Raw genomic sequence first — 18727 nt, forward strand, 5'->3', positions numbered from 1 at the left:
GAGTGGTTTTGGAAAGTGCTCAGAAGGGTAATCAGGATAGGCAGGAAAGAAAAAAGAAGAGACAAAAACGGGCTACTAAAACCATCGCCAAATGATATACTTTACCCTTAGCCTGACGGCTATGGTGACAACACCAATAACGGCGAATTAGAAATGATTTAAACCTGTTACAGGTGTCCCTGCTGTATTCTCACCAACAATGCAAGAGGTGTCTTTTTTGTCCCCCTTTGAAGGGGGATTTTTCACAGACTTGACTTTTTCCTTTTTATAAATTCTAGAATTATCAGGAAATGTTTAAAGAGATATTCCTTTTCGAACTGAAGTACAGGCTGAAGCGGCCTGCTACTTATATATATTTCGGACTGCTGTTCCTGATGGCTTTTCTGGCGATGCTGGGACTAGCTGGGGCATTCGGTGCAAGTGTGATTATTGGGGATGCCAGCGGCGGGAAGGTATATGCCAACTCTCCTTACCAGATTAACTGGATTGTGACACTGCTGAGCTGGTTTGGGGTGCTGATAACCTCGGCCATGATGGGTACGCCTGTTTTCCGGGACTTCGAGCACAAAACACATTCGCTGTATTATACCACCCCCATCTCCAAGGCAGGCTATCTCTTTGGCCGCTTCTGTGGCTCCTTCCTTATCACGCTGCTCGTGTTTCTGGGAGTGGCGCTGGGGGCATGGGCTGCTACCTATATGCCGTGGGTAGAGCCTGAAAAGATTGGGCCGTTTAACGCCATGTGGTACCTGCAGCCTTACCTCACCATTATCATCCCGAACCTTATTCTGACAGGAGCCATTTTCTTTACCCTCGCCACGCTTACCCGCAGTGCCCTTTCCATTTACGTGGGCGGCGTGATTTTCCTGGTGCTGTATGGTGTTTCCAGCAGCCTCACCGGCGACCTGGACAATGAAATGTGGGCTAACCTGCTGGACCCAATGGGTGCCTCCGCCATCTACTTTACCCAACGCTACTGGACTACTGCCGAGCGTAATACCCTGATGCTGCCCTTCAGTGAGCACGTATTGCTTAACCGTGCGCTATGGACAGGTATTGGACTGGCTCTGCTGGCTTTCTGCTACTTCCGCTTTTCGTTCTCTTTCTCCAATGCAGGCATTAAGCTTTTCCGCAAGCGCAGCAGTGCTGAAGCCGCCGGTGCCTTTGTGCCGACTGCCAGGCTGCAACTACCTAAAGTAAAGCAGAATTTCTCCTTCAACCTCAGTTTGCAGCAGTTTTTCAAGCTCACCAAGTTGGAGTTTAAGGGCGTGGTGAAAAGCGTTTACTTCATCGCCATTGTGTCGGCGGGCATTATGTTCCTGTTTGTGACAGGTACCCAGATTGGGAAAATGTATGACACTAATTTCTTCCCGGTTACCTCGCAGGTAGTACAGATACTCAGTGGCACCTTCGCCTTGTTTTTCCTGATTATCATTACCTTTTATGCCGGTGATCTGGTGTGGCGCGAACGCGACAACCATATGAACCAGATATATGATGCCCTGCCTATCCCGAACTGGGTACCTTTCGCCTCCAAACTGGCCGCGCTGATGCTGGTGCAGGTCGTGCTGCTGTTTACTTTGATGCTTTGCGGCATCGTTATCCAGACGTTCAAGGGCTACTATAACTATGAACTGGACATATACCTGACCGGCCTCTTTGGTATAAAGCTAATTGATTACCTGATGCTGTGCGTGCTGGCCATGCTGGTGCAGGTGATTGTGAACAACAAATACCTGGGCCATTTTGTGATGGTGGTTTACTACCTGCTCAACATCTTTAAGGGGCAGTTAGGCTGGGAGCACAACCTGTACTCGTTCAACTCCGACCCGGGCGTCACTTATTCTGCCATGAACGACTACGGACACTTTGTGTGGCCTTTCACCGTGTTCAAGATTTACTGGGCCGCTTTTACCCTGCTGCTGGCAGTGCTGGCGAACCTGCTCTGGGCACGCGGCTCTGAAACCATGCTGAAGTGGCGCTTTAAGCTGGCGGGTCTGCAGCTCACAAAGTCTACTTTATTTGTAACGGGAGCAGGACTGGCAATATTCCTAATCTCCGGCGGCTTTATCTTCTACAACACGAATATCCTGAACGAATACCGCACTTCTGACGAGCAGGAGGAGCGTGCGGCCTTGTTCGAGAAAACCTACAAAAAGTATGACGGCATTCTGCAGCCCCGCATCACCGACGTGAAGCTGAACGTGGACATCTACCCCAAAGAGCGCAATTTTGCTTTTGAAGGCTATTTCTGGATGAAGAACAAGCACAGCCAGCCCATCGACTCGGTGCACCTGATGGTGAGCGACGAGGCGGATATCAGGAAGCTGGCCTTCTCTACCCCTGCGGAACTGGTGCTCACTGACAAAGCCAACGGCTATTACATCTATCAACTGGCGCAGCCCCTGCAGCCCGGTGATTCGGTTCAGCTGAACATGGACCTTTACTTTGAAACCAAAGGCTTCCGCAACCGTGGCTCCAACACCGGAATTGTATATAACGGCACCTTCATTAACAGCCAATACCTACCAAAAATCGGCTACCAATCTGGCGGAGAGCTGAGCCAGGACGACCTGCGCAAAGAGCACGGCCTGGAACCGAAACCGCGTATGGCCGACGTAAACGACCTGCAGGCCCGCATGAATACTTACATCAGCAACGAAGCCGACTGGATTAACTTCGAAGCCACCGTCAGCACGATCGAAGGTCAGATAGCCATCGCTCCGGGTTACCTGCAGAAAGAATGGACAGAGAACGACCGTCGTTACTTCCATTATAAAATGGATTCGCCTATTCTTAACTTCTATTCTTTCCTGTCTGCCGATTATGAAGTAAAGAAAGATGTATGGACGGATGCAGAAGGGAAGCCTGTCACCATTGAAATCTACTACCACAAAGACCACGACTATAACCTGGACCGCATGATAAAGGGCGTAAAGAAGTCGCTGGACTATTTTACAGCCAACTTCAGCCCGTACCAGCACCGGCAGGTGCGTATCCTAGAGTTTCCGGGCTACCAGAGTTTTGCACAGTCATTCCCGAACACGATTCCGTTCTCAGAGTCCATCGGTTTTATTGCGGATGTGGATGATGATGACCCGGAGGATGTAGATTATCCCTTCTATATTACAGCCCATGAGGTGGCGCACCAATGGTGGGCGCACCAGGTAATCGGTGGCAATGTGCAGGGTTCTGTGCTGATGTCAGAGACCATGAGCCAGTACAGCGCCCTAATGGTGATGAAGGAGGAGTATGGCGAAGAAAGAATGAATAAATTCCTGAAGTATGAGTTAAACTCTTATCTCACGGGCCGTACAGCGGAGCGCAAAAAAGAAATGCCGCTCTACCGCGTCGAGAACCAGCCCTATATCCATTACCGCAAAGGCAGCCTGGTAATGTATGCGCTGGCAAACTACATAGGTGAAGACAAGCTGAACCAGGCACTGCAGCAGTACATTGGGAAAGTAGCTTTTCAGCAGGCGCCTTATACCAACTCTGTCGAATTTATGCAGTATATTCGTGCCGCCACTCCAGATTCGCTGCAGTACCTTGTAACGGATATGTTTGAGAACATCACGCTCTACGAGAACAAGGCAACCGATGCAACTTATGAGGAGCTGAAGGACGGCAAGTATAAAGTATCGCTCACTGTGGACGCCAAGAAGCTGTACGCGGACAGCCTAGGCACCGAGAGTGAGGCGAAGATGAATGACTGGGTGGATGTGGGTGTGATGAGCCGCAAAAAAGTGGACGGACACTGGCAGGACGCACCGCTTTACCTTAAAAAGCACAGGCTGAAAACCGGTGAAAACAAGTTTGAGTTTATAGTAGATGAAAAGCCTGCCAAAGCGGGTATAGACCCGTATAATATTCTGATAGACAGGAATCCAGGGGATAATACAAAGACATTGTCGGCGAGCTAATAGCTTCCGGCAATAAGGTAAGCTTATTTTTAAAGGGGGTAAGCATTGCCTTTCCGTACCAAACAACCACAAGTGACGTTAAAAAGAAGAAGCCATACCTGCTGGGTGTGGCTTCTTTGGTTATATAGTATGTTTGTTTAAGAAGCCTCTAAAATAAAATTCTGCCCAAGCTGCCGTTGTGACTGTTCATCCAGCGGCATCAAGCCTACAGTTTCATTGTTTCTCTCTGAACTCTCCAGGCCGAGAGGCCTCGTCTTCGGGCATCGCGCTGGGAGTTTTTTGCGCCAAGGCGCTGCCGCGCGAGCGGCACCAAAAATCTCCAAATAGAGGGCTCCATTCCCCCAGGCGCTCTACCCAAAGACTGGAAACACCTTCACTCCGTGCTGACTTTTAGAATTCGAAGAAAAAAGCTTATCCAGTTTTTCTGAGAGGCGCCTTGTAAATTTCCGGTGCCACGCTAGTGGCAGCCGTAAGGCAGGAAATATACACAGCGCCGAACGGGAAAACGCGCCCTCGCGGGAGTGGAGTGCTAAGTTACATCCATGCAAAAGGTTGCTCATGAGTCGCTGGATGAACTACCACTACGGCAGCTTAGACAGAAACATTCCTTGCGAGTTAACTTGTGACTTATTATAGCCTGCTTTACTTAAACATACCCCCCAACTTACCACCTAAGCCCTTAGTAATAGAGTCTTTAATACCGCCGCCAATCAGGCTGCTCATAATGTCTGACTGTCCCATGCCCTCTGAGGTCACTTTGTTGGAGAACTTGTTCATGATAAAGGTCATTACAAACGGCCCAATCTGGTTGGCTACTGATGCTGGAATCCCCAGCTTGGTGGTCAGGTCTCCGACATACCTTTGGATGGCACCATTCACGGCCGTGCTTTCGGTAGCTCCCTTGTTCCCTTTCAGCACATCCATAATACCGCCGAAATCGCCGCTGCTGGCGCGGTTCTTCATCTCATCCATCAGGTTATCCTTTGCCAGATCTACTGATTTGTCCGCCTTCTCAGGCTCTAAATTATACTTGCTCTGCAACTCACCTGTCAGCTGCCCTTTCATGTTGTTGATAATATCTGTAAACATAGCTTTACGTATGGTTAAATGGTTGTTTTGTTACTTGCTTATCCTCTTTGTAATACCCCTCAATTGCTTTAAGTCAGCCTGATGAAGTTGCCGCACATACGGGAATAAGCACGCTCCCTTATCTAACGATATTTACCTGCAGAAGATATTACGGCACAATGAAAGCAGGTGGTGCATCGTTAGTGACTTTGGCAGAATAATTGCTTCTAAAGAGCAGTTCAGGCCCATTGTGCCTATAATTTCAATACCTTTGCCAACCGACCACTATGAATATGCGATATTTAGCTTTTTTAGCCATTCTTCTAATAACCGGCGTTGCTTTCGCTCAGCCCAAACCGAAAAAAGTAAACATCAGTAAGGAGCTAAGCGTCATGCTGCCGCGGGATTTCACACCGATGCCAGATGATGGAATCGCCCGCCGGTATCCTGCCACCACCAAGCCGCTCGCCGTTTACACCAGCCCGAATGGACAGGTAGACTTTAGCGTGACGCAGAAAATATCCCAGTTCAGAGCACAGGATCTGGGTATGATGCGTGAGTTTTACAAGGCTGCTTTGATGGAAAGGCATTCAAAAATCGATTTTATCCGCGATGAAGTGACGCAGATCAAAGGCAAAGACCATATTGTTTTTGAGTATGTGTCCTCGGTGGAGGATGAGCGCGGCGCCAGTAACCTGGCACCAGTGCAGAAATACAGCATTGTGCAGTACACCATTTCAGGAAACCAGATGATGATCTTCACTTTTCATGTGCCCTTCATGCTGAAGAACGATTGGCAGCAACCTGCCCGTGATATAATGAGCTCTATCAATATCAAATAAGAAAGAACCTTATGTATACTCTCAGAAGCCTCTCCTGTTGTGGAGGGGCTTTTACATTTGTAATGTGTTCTAAAACCGATCATTTCATTGTGGTTAGACAAGGGTACATTAACCACGGAGAATGAAAGACGGAGGAGCAGGTATAAAGTAACTTTAAAATATTCCTATATTTAGAATCTATCAAACTTATCTTCAAGAAAAACTTCTACACCACATTATTCAAATGGCAAACTCACCTCTCTTTATCTCTCTCCTGCTTCTCTTGTCGTCAGGCACATCGTCACTTGTCCAGGCTCAAAATTCTCACCCACCCACTACACAGGTTCCGGCACCGACAAAGGCTTCTGTATCGGCAGACAAAATAACAGCACCTCAGTACCCTGGAGGAGAAAATGAGATGTTAAAGTTGCTGGCGATGAACGCAAGGTATCCCTCTCAGGCTCAAATAGCTAAAAAAGCAGGCCGTGCCATTATGCAGGTAACCATAGATGAGGCAGGTAAACTTCGTAACATAAAAGCAGCCTATACTGATAACCCGCTCTTTGAGAAGGAAGGTATGAGAGTGCTCAAACTAATGCCAAAATGGGAGCCGGCAAAAAACAACGGAACCCCTGTTTCTTCCACTTACCTGTTTCCTTTTACTTTTAAGATGAGTGGATCAGATGGAAATGAGATGCCTTTACCGGAGGACAATACAAAAGAAGTCTCTGAGAAAATTTCAGCCGATGCTCCTGCTCAACCCGTTTACTTGGCTGAAGAAGTTGTCATCGTCGGTTATGGTGTAAGCAGAAGCAGATAATTTGCCGCCTGATATTAAGCACAGCCACTGTGCCTGCTTTTTGATTCGTACTCCCTATGCAGTAAATTTGCAGCAAAGGGGGTACACACTTCTGTTTGCATGCGCCACAGTATAGGCAAAGCCCATAGGTATATACCCTCCATCCTTACATAAAGCAGCCGGCTATAAAACCGGCTCCACCTAAACCAAACTTAATGGCAACAGACTTTTTATCAATCTACAGCGATGAGAATTTTATGCAGCAGGCGTATGTGCAGGCACAACAGGCCTTTGCCGAAGGCGAAGTGCCGATTGGCGCTGTGATTGTTTCTAATAACCGCGTTATTGCCAAGGCCTACAACCAGACCGAGAAGCTGAACGATGTAACGGCACATGCCGAGATGCTGGCTTTTACAGCTGCCTCTGAATACCTGGGCAACAAATACCTCCACGACTGCACCTTGTATGTAACGGTGGAGCCCTGCATTATGTGTGCCGGCGCCAGCTACTGGGCACAGCTGAAGCGCGTTGTGTTCGGAGCACCTGAACCTAAGCGCGGTTATCGGCGGGTGGGTAACCTGCTGCACCCCAAAACAGAGATGGTCAGCGGGATTATGGCGCAGGAGTGCGCCGGGCTGATGGCCTCCTTCTTTGCGGCTAAAAGAAATTAACTAACTTTGAAATCAACCCGTACACCTATAACAAGTGTACAAACATTATTTTTCAACCAAAAACCTATATAAAACTATGGCTTTCGAACTTCCGAACCTACCTTACGATTACAACGCACTGGAGCCGCACATCGATGCGCGCACCATGGAAATCCATCATACCAAGCACCACCAGGCTTATACAAACAAGCTGAATGAAGCCGTTCAGGGCTCTGACATGGAAGGTAAATCCATCGAAGAAATCATGCGCAACGTAAAAAAAGACAACGGAGCGGTGCGTAACAATGGCGGTGGTTACTACAACCACAACCTCTTCTGGACCATCCTGTCTCCGAACGGCGGCGGACAGCCATCTGGCGAGTTGGCTGATGCCATTAACTCTGCTTTCGGCTCTTTCGACCAGTTTAAAGAGAAATTCAACAGTGCTGCTGCTACACGTTTCGGTTCAGGCTGGGCCTGGCTTTGCGTGAAAGGCGGCAAGCTGGAAGTATGCTCTACCCCCAACCAGGATAACCCGCTGATGTCATTCGCAGATTGCGATGGACAGCCAATCCTTGGCTTGGATGTATGGGAGCATGCTTATTACCTGAACTACCAGAACCGTCGTCCGGACTACGTTAGCGCCTTCTGGAACGTGGTGAACTGGGACGAGGTAACGCGTCGCTTCAACGAAGCAAAGTAATCTTAAACAGCAGACGTTTAACGTCTATATTGTTAGTAAGTAAAAGCCCTGCCGGAAACGGTAGGGCTTTTATGTTGTGCAGGCAATCTATAGCAGCTCTGTTTCCTAATCCAGAAGAAAATCAGTAATATAGTCTTTTAGATTTAAGATTACCTATGGAATTAGCGTTGCTGCTGTTGCTTATTGTACTGGTGTTATGGCTGTCGAACCTGCTCTCCGAAAAGTTAAAGCAGAGCTCAATTGACATCCGCCAACTCAGCGATGAGGTGCAGCAACTGCGGGAGCAGCTGGAAAAGCAGGCCCGGACCAATACACCTATTAACCCACCAGCTGCTACAAGAACGACAGTGGCGCCTGCACCACCGCAACAGCAAGAGACGAAAACTCCTCTTACGCCACCAATTCCCGGACCAGAGCCAAAGCCTCCTGTTGCCCCTGCTCCTACGCCTTTGCGTGAACCTGCGCCACGGCGTATACCAGTGCCTGCCCCAGAACCGCAGCCTATAGCAGCTTTTACTTCAACAGAAGAACCAGTAGAATCAAAAAGCATTTTCTCTTCTTTCGGAGATAACCTGGATTTGGAGAAATTCATTGGCGAAAACCTCATCAACAAGCTTGGTATAGCAATACTGGTCCTGGGCATCGGCTTCTTCGTGAAGTATGCCATTGACCAGGACTGGATAAACGAAGTGGGACGTGTGGCGATAGGTATTCTGGCAGGTGGTGCTCTGTTGGCAGTAGCGCACCGCCTGCGAAAGGGCTACCAAGCCTTCAGTTCTGTGCTGGTGGGCGGTGGCATGGCCGTTTTATACTTCACAGTTGCCATTGCCTTTCACGAGTACCAACTGTTCAGCCAAACCGTCACTTTCCTGCTGATGGTGGGCATTACGGGCTTCTCTATTTTCATGTCTGTTGCCTATAACCGCATCGAACTGGCAGTATTGGCTTTGGTGGGCGGTTTTGCCAGTCCGTTTATGGTCAGCACAGGCGAGGGCAACTATGTGGTGCTGTTCTCTTTTATACTTATTCTGAACCTGGGCATTCTGGTGCTGGCTTACTTTAAAAAGTGGAACCTGCTCCATAGCATTGCTTATGTTTTCACAATTATCCTCTACGGCGGCTGGCTCTCTACCCGCGTCATCGGGGAACCGGACCGGCCTTATATTGGAGCTTTGGTGTTTGCCACGCTGTTCTACCTGGTCTTCTTCGGCATGAACATTATCAACAACATCAAAGAAAGCCGCCGCTTTACAGCTCCTGAAATTATGATGTTGCTGAGCAACACCTTTCTCTACTACTCCGCAGGCATGTATGCACTGGCGAATGTGGCAGGAGGTGCTTATCAAGGCCTGTTTACTGCCGCTATAGCCGTGTTTAATTTCGTGTTTGCTTACCTGCTATACCAGCGGCAGAGCACCGACCGCAATCTGGTGTACCTGCTCATCGGCGTGGTGCTTACGTTCCTCAGCTTAACAGCTCCTGTGCAGCTGGAGGGTAATTTTATCACCTTATTTTGGGCGCTGGAGGCTGTTCTGCTTCTGTGGCTCTCACAGAAATCAGGTATAAAGCTGATTAGAACTGCCTCTGTGGTAGTGTTGGCACTGATGCTCTTCAGCCTGATAATAGATTGGAGCATCTACAGCATGCCACTGGAAGCGCCGCTAAATGTTGTCTTCAATAAAGTGTTTATAACCGGCATAGTAGCGGTGCTGTCGATAGCTGCTACCTTTTGGTTGCTGCGCCGTGAGGAGGACGAAGAGGCTCCGGTGCTCTTTTCCTTTCTACCGGTAAGCCTGTATCGGACACTGGTGGCCGTCGTGTTTGCCCTGACCTTCTATGCGGTGCTGCTACTGGAGCTTCGTTACCAGCTAGACCGTTTTGGTTTAAGCTATGGCACCCAGGCCTTCATCTTCGGGCTGTATAATTACATTTACGTGTTTGGGCTGTTGCTGGGAAGCAAGCGGATGCACAACGCCAGGTTCAGACTGGCTGCAGGAGTTCTGGCCGCTATTAGTACCATTACATACCTTGCGGTGCTCCACCCAATTACCATTGAAACCCGTAACCTATACCTTCTGGAGCAGGGCGAGAGCTTTGGCAGCTTCCTGCTGCACTACTTCCCGCTGGCACTTATTCTGGCGATGCTGACGGTACTGGTGCGTATGGTGCGGCAAGAGACAGGCTTCCGAAACAAAGCAGGCAAAGCAGCCCTTTGGGCATTGAGCTTTGTCGCTGTTTTTATAGCTAGTGCGGAGCTGGAACATATTGCCCTCCTCTCGCTGCATGAACCAAATGCCAGAATTGCACCACTGCTCGATCAGATCCGTAAAATCGGGTTTCCCATTCTCTGGGGCATCAGTTCTTTTGTGCTGATGATGATCGGGATGCAGCACAAGTTGAAGACACTGCGCATTATTTCCCTGTCGCTGTTCTTCCTCACGCTGGCCAAACTTTTCCTGTTCGATGTCATGGACATGTCAGAAGGCGGTAAGATTGCCGCTTTCATTTGCCTGGGCATGCTGCTGCTGGTGGTTTCTTTTATGTACCAGAAGCTGAAGGTGCTAATTTTGGAAGATGATACGAATGCAACCCCGCAAGAACCTTCTACCGATGGGTTTCATGCATAAACTTCTGTTTAGCATCCTGCTTCTGCTGAGCGGGAGCACGTTTGCAAAGGCACAAGAATATGAATGGAAGGCTCCTGTTGCGCCAGCACCTGAAAAGGGCTATTACCGCATCCTGCTTTCTCCGGAGGTAAGAGGCAATTTACAGGCTGATCTCTCAGATGTAAGGCTGATAAATGAGCAGCAACAGGAAGTGCCTTACCTCCTGCGCAGCGAGCAGCCTGTGCAGTATAAGAAACTTTTCAAACCTTACATTATCCTGCATTACGACCGCGACAAAGACTGCTGTTCTGAACTGCTAATCGAGAACACAGATAAGCGGAAAATCGACAATATCAGCCTGCTCATCAAAAACGCAGATGTGCAGAAACAGGTGCGTCTCAGCGGCAGCGACGACCGCGAGAACTGGTTTGTACTAAAGGCACAGGATGTGCTGCACACTCTCAACAGCACAGAAAGCACCGCCAGGCTTAGGTTGCTGGAGTTCCCGCTCAACGATTACCGCTACCTGCGCCTGCAACTCAACGACTCCAGTAGCGCCCCTCTCAACATCCTGCAGGCCGGCTACTACGACACACAAACAGAGACCGGTCAGTATACCGCCATTCCGGTGCAACAGGTCACCCGCACCGACAGCGCCAGATACACCTATATCAGGCTGCAGTTTGCCGGGCCTGCGTACCCGGAGCAACTGGACATGAACATCACCTCTCCAGCGCTATACCTGCGTGAGGGCTACGTGATAGCCGGCAAAGCAACCCCTACCAGGAAAAGGAAGCGCCGCAGGAGGCTAAGCGAAACCGAGCCTGTGCGCGTGAATTTTACGCTTAACGCAAACGCACCTGCCCGCATCGCACTGCCACGCCGCCAGGTGCAGGAACTCACCATTGTCATTGACAATGCCGATAACCCGCCATTGCAGATAGCAGACATTACACCGCTGCAGTTCAACCGCTACCTGGTGGCAAACCTGGAGGCGAATGAAACTTATACCCTCTACTTCGGTGATAAAGACGCTGCAGCGCCCCTGTATGACCTTGAGTTCTTCAGCGACAGCATTCCGTCTGACCTGCCTGTGCTTATGACCACAAACATACATACAGTAACGGAGCGCCAACAGGCTACAGGCTGGAATGCCTCTAAATTCCTGCTTTGGGCAGCTATTGGTGTAGTAGTAGCAGGTTTAGGTTATATGACAGTGCGTATGTTGAGAGAGATGGAGCGGGAGAAAGGGCAGTGAAAGGGGCAAAAACAAATCCCCTGTCACGCAATTACAACGGCAGGGGATTACAATGAAGGTTTGGTTTCTGGTTATACCTACTGCTGTGCTACCTGGTCGTGCCTTGCCTTGTAGGAAGCGACACCTGCATCCAAGAAATTCACGAAGTTCTCCACGTTCAGGTCGTAGGAGATAGGCTTTACCAGCACATTCTCGTTCTCATCCATCAGCACATAATAGGGCTGCGCATTTACGTTGAATTTAGAAATTTGGTAATCAGCGTATTGCTTCCCGATGGTCTTTTTCACTTTGTCATCGTAGCTGCTGGTGTACCAATCTGCCTCGGGCAGCTCTGTTTTGTCATCGACATAGAGCGCTACAATCACATAGTCCTCACGCAGGCGTTGTAACACCGCCGGGTCCGACCACACGTTGGCTTCCATCTCGCGGCAGTTCACACAGCCATGGCCTGTGAAATCTATGAAGATAGGCTTGTCTTGCTCGGCAGCGCAGCGCTTTGCCTGCTCCAGGTCAAAATACCCTTTCAGGCCATGTGGCAGGTGCAGGAAATCAGCATATTTCGGCGGCTCACATAGCTGGTTCACATCTGAGGCTGCACTTGCTGCTCCTCCTCCTTGTTGCGCGATCAGGTTCAGATTGAAGTCCTGGGTGGTCTGTGGCGGCAGGTAACCTGCCAGGGCTTTGAGTGGCGCACCAAACATACCTGGCACCAGGTATATTACAAAGGCAAAAGTGACGATGGCCAGGAACAGACGCGGCACACTGATATACTTCAACTCAGAGTCGTGGGAGAACTTGAGTTTACCCAGCAGGTAAAAGCCCATGAGCGAGAAAATAATTATCCAGAGGGCGAGGTATACTTCCCTGTCCAGAATACCCCAGTGGTATACCTGGTCGGCAACACTTAGAAATTTAAGCGCCAGCGCCAGCTCTATGAAACCAAGCACCACCTTTACAGAATTCAGCCAGCCGCCAGACTTTGGCAGGCCGCTCAGCCACGACGGGAAAACAGCAAACAAGGTAAAAGGCAGCGCAAAAGCCAGCGAGAAGCCAAACATACCGACAACCGGACGTATGGTCTCGCCGCCTGCCGATGCTACCAGGATGCTGCCCACAATTGGTCCTGTGCAGGAGAAGGACACCAGAGCTAATGTAAAAGCCATAAAAAACACGCCAATCCAGCCGCCTCTATCGGCCTGGGCATCTACTTTAGTAAGCCAGGAACTCGGCAGCGTTATCTCGAACATGCCAAAGAAAGACATGGCAAAAAGCAGGAACACTGCGAAGAACAGCAGGTTGGGAAACCAGTGTGTACTTAAAAAGTTAGCGCCATCAGCGCCAAAAAGCTTGGCGACCACCGTACCGATGATGGTATAAATAGCGATGATGGACACGCCATAGACCAGGGCTTTCAGAATGGCCTGCCCTCTGCTGCCACTGCTTCCTGTAAAGAAACTTACCGTCATGGGCACCATCGGGAACACACAGGGTGTGAGCAGCGCAACCAGCCCCGAGCCAAAGGCAATCAGCATAAAAGCCCATAGACCATCGGCGGCAACCTCAGGCGCAGGCTCAGCGATAGCAGCGGGAACCTCGCTGGCTGTTGCCTCACCAGTAGGTGCACTCAGCTCCGGAATTACGGCCAGTGCTTCTGTGCTGTTTGGGGAAGCGGCAGTATCTTCAGTAGCAGCGGCCTGTGTACCGGCAGGCTCTTGTGCAGGAGGTGCAGGCTTTTGTTCTGGTGCGTCCTGCTCTACTTTTACAGGCACTTTATTAGCAGGTTGGGCAGCAGGACTCGCAGCGGGCGTAACAGCTATTTGTTTATTTGTGAAGGTGAATGTGTCATCGAACGGTATACAGCGTCCGTCAACATCTGTGCATACCTGGTACTCATACTCGCCTTTTACCTGCAGGTCAGGCTGCAACACGCGTATTTTCTGGCGAAACTGTGCTGTGCCGGTAAAGTAGGTATACTCTCCCTCCCAGATGTCGTCGTACTTCTTTTTCGGGTTAACGGGTTTAATTTCCCCCACCAACTCATAGGACGGATGCTTCTGGAAATCAAACTCCGTTACCATCGGCCCGAGGTCAGGGTCAAAGTCAGAGGAGTAGAGGTACCAATCTTTGTCAATTTTAACGTTAAAGATTAATTCCACCTCCTCACCTACAGCCACCTGTTTTTTAGAGACGTCATAGCTCCAGACAGCAGGCTTGAGCACCTGTGCCTGCGCCAGCACGGCCACCATCATAAGCAGCCAGGTGGCCAGCAACTGCTTTACTATCTTATTTCTATTCATCATTTGGGTTGGTTCGCAAATAATACCGGTACAGGGCACTTCAACTTCAAAAATAGCAGCATTACACTCCTGCAAAAATAGGCATTTTTGTACTGATCCGGCACCCGATGTCCTGGGTGTCGGATAAACAACAACTAAATAGACCTTAACGTTACCTGTTCCGGCATATAAAACTGCTATAGTGGGTGCAGGTGCCCCTTTATAAGTCAGGAGCCAGCTCTCTCTTTATTCTTTCGAAAAAAATTATCTCGCATTCAGTACAACTTTATCCTAGCCTGCTCCAGCTCAGGTACCCTCTATAGCAGTTTAAATACATATTTTGCAATATTTAATCAGTAAAATGCAGCCACACCGATACAATTTTAAATAAACATTTAGCAATTTATATATTAAAAAATAAACATAGTTAAATACTTTCCGTATTTGATACCATAACAAAGACATTCACATGTTATACAGATAGCTTAACCATTAAATGGTATACACTCACTAACAAAACGAGCTTTCTGTGTAACCCTGTGAATTATATATCAAATTATCTTGTAATATTTACATCAGGCAATATAAAATAGAACACATCAGAAATGGAAGAAACTCTACAAAGCTATGTTGATTTCACTTTGCGGACCGAGTGTGGCAAGATGTTCGAGAATGTCTTCAAAGCTATCAAGTTAGTGCGCGATGAGAAGCACAACTTCCATATAGTGTACAAAACTTTTTCTGATGAGTATATTTACTCCTTTTGTAATCCTTTTCTGGATGAAGCTGCCACACATACTTATACTATCATATCTGAGTCAGAGGCCCGGAACATTTTTCTACCCCGCCTGTCTCAGGAAAACGCCAGCGAGTTATTCAGCACCGCCAAGGCGACCCCTGCGCAGTTGCGCTCCTGACCATTTACACATGTCTGAGAACAAAAAGGTGCTTTGCGGCACCTTTTTGTTTTAGTGGCATCTATAAGATGCATACATAAAAAGCCCCTATACTGCCTGCACAGGCTGATATGGGCAGGTTTTGGCAACAGCAGCACCTCCCTTGGTGGTAAAAGCACGTATTTTGATTAATTTTACAGCTTTGCTGCTATACAACAGCAAGAACTCTCTATGACTTTTGATATACTGTTAACAATATTCCTGGTTCTTCTAAACGGTTTTTTTGTTGCGGCCGAGTTTGCACTCGTGAAGGTGCGCTCTTCACAAATTGAGCTGCGGGCGCTGGCAGGCCACAGCATGGCGAAACTAACCCAGAACATGCTAACGCACCTCGACGCCTATCTCTCGGCCACGCAGTTGGGAATTACGCTTGCCTCGCTGGGCTTGGGTTGGATAGGCGAAAGCGTGGTATCGCAGATTGTGATTAACGTGATGGAGTATTTTGGTTTTAGAGGTAGTGAAGTACTGGCCCACCAGATTGCCCTACCCATTTCCTTTGCCATCATTACCGTGCTGCACATTGTGTTTGGGGAGCTTGCCCCTAAGTCGCTGGCTATACAACGCTCTGAGTCTACTGCGCTGGCCGTGGCTTTTCCGCTTCGCTTCTTTTACGTTTTGTTCAGCCCCTTTATCTGGCTGTTGAACGGATTGGCTAACCTCGTGCTGCGCGGCATGGGCATACAGCCAACGCACGGTGCGGAGGTGCACTCAGCAGAAGAGCTGAGGCTGCTGTTTGAGCAGAGCGTGGAGAGCGGCGCCATTCTGGATGCGCACCACGAGCTGATTGAGAACGTGTTCGAGTTTAACGAGCGTATGGTAAAGCAGATACTGGTGCCGCGTACAAAAGTGGCAGCTGTTGATGTTAACGTGTCGGAGCAGGAGCTGATGGAACTGATATTCAACGAAGGCTATTCGCGCCTGCCCGTTTACAGCGGGAACATCGACAATATTGTGGGCATACTTTACGTAAAGGACATTCTGAGTATTGTGCGCCGTGGCGAGGCAATTCATGTTGAGGAGCTGATGCGCCCCGCTTACTTTGTGCCGGAAACCAAGAAAATAAACCTTTTGCTGAAGCAGTTTCAGCGCCGCCACATGCACATGGCCGTTGCCACAGATGAGTTCGGTGGCGTGTCGGGCATTGTGACGATAGAAGACATTATAGAGGAGCTGGTAGGAGAGATACAGGACGAGTACGACGAGGAGGTGCCCATCGTACAGAAAGTCGGCGACTTTGATTATAAAGTGAGTGGTTCTGCCACCGTCTCCGATGCCAATGACTACCTGCCTTACCCGCTGCCCGAAGGCGAAGACTATGAAACAGTGGGTGGCCTGCTGAACGTAATCTACGGACAGATACCGGAAAACCTGAACGAGATCACCAGCTTCAATGAGTATGAGGTGCGGGTTCTGGAAAAATCGGAAAGGCGCGTGGAGTGGGTACTCTTTAAAGTGCGCGAAGAAATGCTGAAGGGAGAGGAAGAATAACATATCTATGAAACGACACCAGAGCCTGCAGCCTATCTCGCGCCAGCACCACGGGGGTTTGCTAACAGCCAGGCTCCTGCAACATGGCGCCCCGCCTTATAAAGGAATGCCCACCACAGACGCTGCCAAGCGGGAGTACGTGCTGCAGTTTTACAAAGAGCACCTGCAGCCTCACTTCGTCTTAGAAGAGGCGACTGTTTTTGCGCTTGCCGGCGCTTTCTCTGCTAGCTTAAAGCAGCAGGCTGAACAGCTGCAGGCAGAGCACCGGAAACTGGAAGAGCTGATTCAAGTTTTGCCGCAGGCTACCGATGCAGCACTGCCGGATAAGCTCCATGAGGTGGGGCAGCTTTTAGAGCAGCACATCCGGCAGGAAGAACGCGTATTCTTTGAGCAACTGCAGCAAGAGTTGCCCGCAGATAAACTTCGCCTGCTGGAGGAGCAGGTGCTACAGCACTCAGCTTAAACTAAATCACGACCTGTGAACCAGCCGCTGTACATCACGTAGTTGTTGGCTACCTTATCCAGGCCTTCGATCTGCTCCGGGCTCAGCTGCTTCACTTTTTTAGCCGGAATGCCCGCATAAATCCACCCTGATTCGCACAAGGTATTTTCGAGCACAATAGCCCCCGCCGCCACAATGCAGTTCTGTTGCACCACCGCATTATCCATTACAATAGACCCCATTCCTATCAGCACATTGTCTTCCACGGTGCAGCCATGCACAATCGCGTTGTGGCCGATAGACACGTTACTGCCTATAGTGGTGGCAGCTTTCTGATAAGTGCAGTGAATGACAGCCCCATCCTGTATGTTCGACTTGTCTCCGATGCGGATGCTGTTCACATCACCCCTAATCACGGCGTTAAACCAGACAGAGCACTCGTTGCCCAAGATTACATCGCCTACCAGGGTGGCGTTCTCTGCTATAAAACAGCCTGTGCCCATTTGTGGCTTCACACCTTTAACCGGAAGTATAACTGGCATAGTTTAATTGTTAAATTGTTGAATTGTTAAATAGATAAGTATATGATGGCACATAAAACGCATATCGCCCCACCTTTTACAGAGTTACTGTATTCATTTCATCATAACGAACCAACAATTTAACCATTCAACAATTTAACAATTAAAAAACCTTTTCCAGGTGCCTTTCATGTAGTTGTACTTGAGGGTGCTGGGCAAGGCTTTCCAGAAGTACTTGTTAACCTCTACGGCAAAGCTGGGTTGCATGTAGCAGTTAATGGTGCAGCCTTCGCACTCCGGCAACCTTCCCTCCTGCCGTTTCAGTTCCTCCACTTCCCTGGACTTATACAGCTCATACAGCTTCCCGTCGATAGGGTAACTTTTAGAACCAAGGTGATAGCAGGGCAGCACCAGCTCGTTCTCCGGAGAAATAACCAGCGTGGTACTGGCAGCCTTGCAAACCGGATTTGCTATGTGATTGCCCCCGTCGCGGCGGAGCTGCACAAAACCATCGTTCAGGTATACGCTTTTACGCTTGCCAAAAGCAGTCAGGTAGTTTAGCTCTTCCGCTGTCAGTTGCTCCCCGGTGTCCACGGCATTATACTCAAAAGCAGGATTGATGACGAGCAGCAGCTTGTTTGGGAGTGTAATCTTCTGATACACCTCCTCCAACTGGTTTAGGTTATTTCTGAACACGGTAAAGAGTATGTCGGGGCGCTCACCTATTTGCTTTGCTATGGCAATAGATTCCATCACAAAGTCGTAACAGGCTACGCCGCGGCCTTTATCGTGCACCTCTTTTTCTGATGAATCAAGGGAAAAGTGCAGCATGTCTACTTTGCCTTTTAACCGTTTGGCCAGCTTCGGATACAGCATACCGTTGGTTGTGAGGGTGGTGATAAAGCCCATGTCGTGCGCCATCCTCAGCATCTCGTCTATCTGGCGGTGCAGCAGCGGCTCTCCTCCGGTAAAGTCTATCACCTGCACCCCCAGTCGCTTCAGGTCCTGCAGGTTTCGGGCCACGTCCTCCAGCGTAATGTACGGCGAAGGCTTCTCCCAAATGTCGCAGAACGAGCACTTTGCGTTACAGCGGTAGGTAACGTAGTAGTTGCAAAGCACGGGTTTTGAGGTCAGGCGCATGTAACAAAGATAAGGGGCAAGCAGCACAATCGGCCAGTTTAGTCTTACTTTCTACTGCCATTCTGGCTTTAGAGGT

The 18727-nt window shown here is 49.3% G+C and carries 14 protein-coding genes; 10 read left to right on the forward strand and 4 right to left on the reverse strand.

Going from position 1 to position 18727, the window contains the following annotated elements; translation table 11 throughout:
* Positions 1–290: 290 nt before the first annotated feature.
* Positions 291–3923, forward strand: coding sequence for an ABC transporter permease/M1 family aminopeptidase (locus E1919_RS18675; RefSeq protein ID WP_162054940.1), 3633 nt, complete (start codon positions 291–293; stop codon positions 3921–3923).
* Between the two features lie 642 nt (positions 3924–4565).
* On the opposite strand, the gene E1919_RS18680 is transcribed toward E1919_RS18675, so the two are convergent.
* Entirely contained in the window at positions 4566–5012 is a 447-nt protein-coding gene (locus E1919_RS18680) for a hypothetical protein (RefSeq protein ID WP_162054941.1), read from the reverse strand.
* Positions 5013–5278: 266 nt separating this feature from the next.
* On the opposite strand from E1919_RS18680, the gene E1919_RS18685 reads away from it, so the two are divergent.
* From E1919_RS18685 to E1919_RS18710, 6 genes are all read left to right on the forward strand, one after another.
* Positions 5279–5833, forward strand: coding sequence for a hypothetical protein (locus E1919_RS18685; RefSeq protein WP_162054942.1), 555 nt, complete (start codon positions 5279–5281; stop codon positions 5831–5833).
* A gap of 223 nt (positions 5834–6056) precedes the next feature.
* A complete protein-coding gene (locus E1919_RS18690; RefSeq protein ID WP_162054943.1) occupies positions 6057–6632 on the forward strand; it encodes an energy transducer TonB in 576 nt (191 codons plus the stop codon).
* A gap of 194 nt (positions 6633–6826) precedes the next feature.
* Positions 6827–7282 (forward strand): nucleoside deaminase, encoded by a 456-nt coding sequence (locus E1919_RS18695; protein WP_237144624.1) that lies wholly within the window; start codon positions 6827–6829, stop codon positions 7280–7282.
* A 76-nt stretch (positions 7283–7358) separates the two neighbouring features.
* Positions 7359–7964, forward strand: a complete 606-nt coding sequence (locus tag E1919_RS18700; RefSeq protein ID WP_162054944.1) for a superoxide dismutase — start codon at positions 7359–7361, stop codon at positions 7962–7964.
* A 155-nt stretch (positions 7965–8119) separates the two neighbouring features.
* A complete protein-coding gene (locus tag E1919_RS18705; protein WP_162054945.1) occupies positions 8120–10591 on the forward strand; it encodes a DUF2339 domain-containing protein in 2472 nt (823 codons plus the stop codon).
* A complete protein-coding gene (locus E1919_RS18710) occupies positions 10584–11828 on the forward strand; it encodes a DUF3999 family protein (RefSeq protein ID WP_162054946.1) in 1245 nt (414 codons plus the stop codon). Before E1919_RS18705 ends, E1919_RS18710 begins: the two co-directional genes overlap by 8 nt.
* Before the next feature lie 77 nt (positions 11829–11905).
* Here E1919_RS18710 and E1919_RS18715 read toward each other — a convergent pair whose 3' ends face one another.
* Complete coding sequence (locus E1919_RS18715) at positions 11906–14125, reverse strand: protein-disulfide reductase DsbD family protein (protein WP_162054995.1); 2220 nt, start codon at positions 14123–14125, stop codon at positions 11906–11908.
* 584 nt (positions 14126–14709) lie between these two features.
* Here E1919_RS18715 and E1919_RS18720 point away from each other — a divergent pair.
* From E1919_RS18720 to E1919_RS18730, 3 genes are all read left to right on the forward strand, one after another.
* Entirely contained in the window at positions 14710–15021 is a 312-nt protein-coding gene (locus tag E1919_RS18720; protein ID WP_162054947.1) for a hypothetical protein, read from the forward strand.
* 210 nt (positions 15022–15231) lie between these two features.
* On the forward strand, positions 15232–16548 hold the full coding sequence (locus E1919_RS18725) for a hemolysin family protein (protein ID WP_162054948.1): 1317 nt from the start codon (positions 15232–15234) through the stop codon (positions 16546–16548).
* Between the two features lie 7 nt (positions 16549–16555).
* The gene (locus E1919_RS18730) at positions 16556–17011 is read left to right on the forward strand and encodes a hemerythrin domain-containing protein (protein ID WP_162054949.1); all 456 of its coding nucleotides are present in this window, start codon (positions 16556–16558) and stop codon (positions 17009–17011) included.
* Here E1919_RS18730 and E1919_RS18735 read toward each other — a convergent pair.
* Together E1919_RS18735 and E1919_RS18740 are read right to left on the reverse strand one after the other, a co-directional pair.
* Positions 17008–17532: a gamma carbonic anhydrase family protein gene (locus E1919_RS18735; RefSeq protein ID WP_162054950.1), complete on the reverse strand. Its 525-nt coding sequence runs from the start codon at positions 17530–17532 to the stop codon at positions 17008–17010. The genes E1919_RS18730 and E1919_RS18735 overlap by 4 nt on opposite strands.
* Before the next feature lie 135 nt (positions 17533–17667).
* Positions 17668–18651, reverse strand: coding sequence for a radical SAM protein (locus E1919_RS18740; protein ID WP_162054951.1), 984 nt, complete (start codon positions 18649–18651; stop codon positions 17668–17670).
* Between the last annotated feature and the right edge of the window lie 76 nt (positions 18652–18727).

It is taken from the genome of Pontibacter pamirensis, assembly GCF_010015475.1.
Lineage (GTDB): Bacteria > Bacteroidota > Bacteroidia > Cytophagales > Hymenobacteraceae > Pontibacter > Pontibacter pamirensis.

Coding starts and splice junctions, on each gene's coding strand:
- E1919_RS18675 (WP_162054940.1), top strand. CDS start 291: ATGTTTAAAGAGATATTCCTTTTCGAACTGAAGTACAGGCTGAAGCGG.
- E1919_RS18680 (WP_162054941.1), bottom strand. CDS start 5,012: ATGTTTACAGATATTATCAACAACATGAAAGGGCAGCTGACAGGTGAG.
- E1919_RS18685 (WP_162054942.1), top strand. CDS start 5,279: ATGAATATGCGATATTTAGCTTTTTTAGCCATTCTTCTAATAACCGGC.
- E1919_RS18690 (WP_162054943.1), top strand. CDS start 6,057: ATGGCAAACTCACCTCTCTTTATCTCTCTCCTGCTTCTCTTGTCGTCA.
- E1919_RS18695 (WP_237144624.1), top strand. CDS start 6,827: ATGGCAACAGACTTTTTATCAATCTACAGCGATGAGAATTTTATGCAG.
- E1919_RS18700 (WP_162054944.1), top strand. CDS start 7,359: ATGGCTTTCGAACTTCCGAACCTACCTTACGATTACAACGCACTGGAG.
- E1919_RS18705 (WP_162054945.1), top strand. CDS start 8,120: ATGGAATTAGCGTTGCTGCTGTTGCTTATTGTACTGGTGTTATGGCTG.
- E1919_RS18710 (WP_162054946.1), top strand. CDS start 10,584: ATGCATAAACTTCTGTTTAGCATCCTGCTTCTGCTGAGCGGGAGCACG.
- E1919_RS18715 (WP_162054995.1), bottom strand. CDS start 14,125: ATGAATAGAAATAAGATAGTAAAGCAGTTGCTGGCCACCTGGCTGCTT.
- E1919_RS18720 (WP_162054947.1), top strand. CDS start 14,710: ATGGAAGAAACTCTACAAAGCTATGTTGATTTCACTTTGCGGACCGAG.
- E1919_RS18725 (WP_162054948.1), top strand. CDS start 15,232: ATGACTTTTGATATACTGTTAACAATATTCCTGGTTCTTCTAAACGGT.
- E1919_RS18730 (WP_162054949.1), top strand. CDS start 16,556: ATGAAACGACACCAGAGCCTGCAGCCTATCTCGCGCCAGCACCACGGG.
- E1919_RS18735 (WP_162054950.1), bottom strand. CDS start 17,532: ATGCCAGTTATACTTCCGGTTAAAGGTGTGAAGCCACAAATGGGCACA.
- E1919_RS18740 (WP_162054951.1), bottom strand. CDS start 18,651: ATGCGCCTGACCTCAAAACCCGTGCTTTGCAACTACTACGTTACCTAC.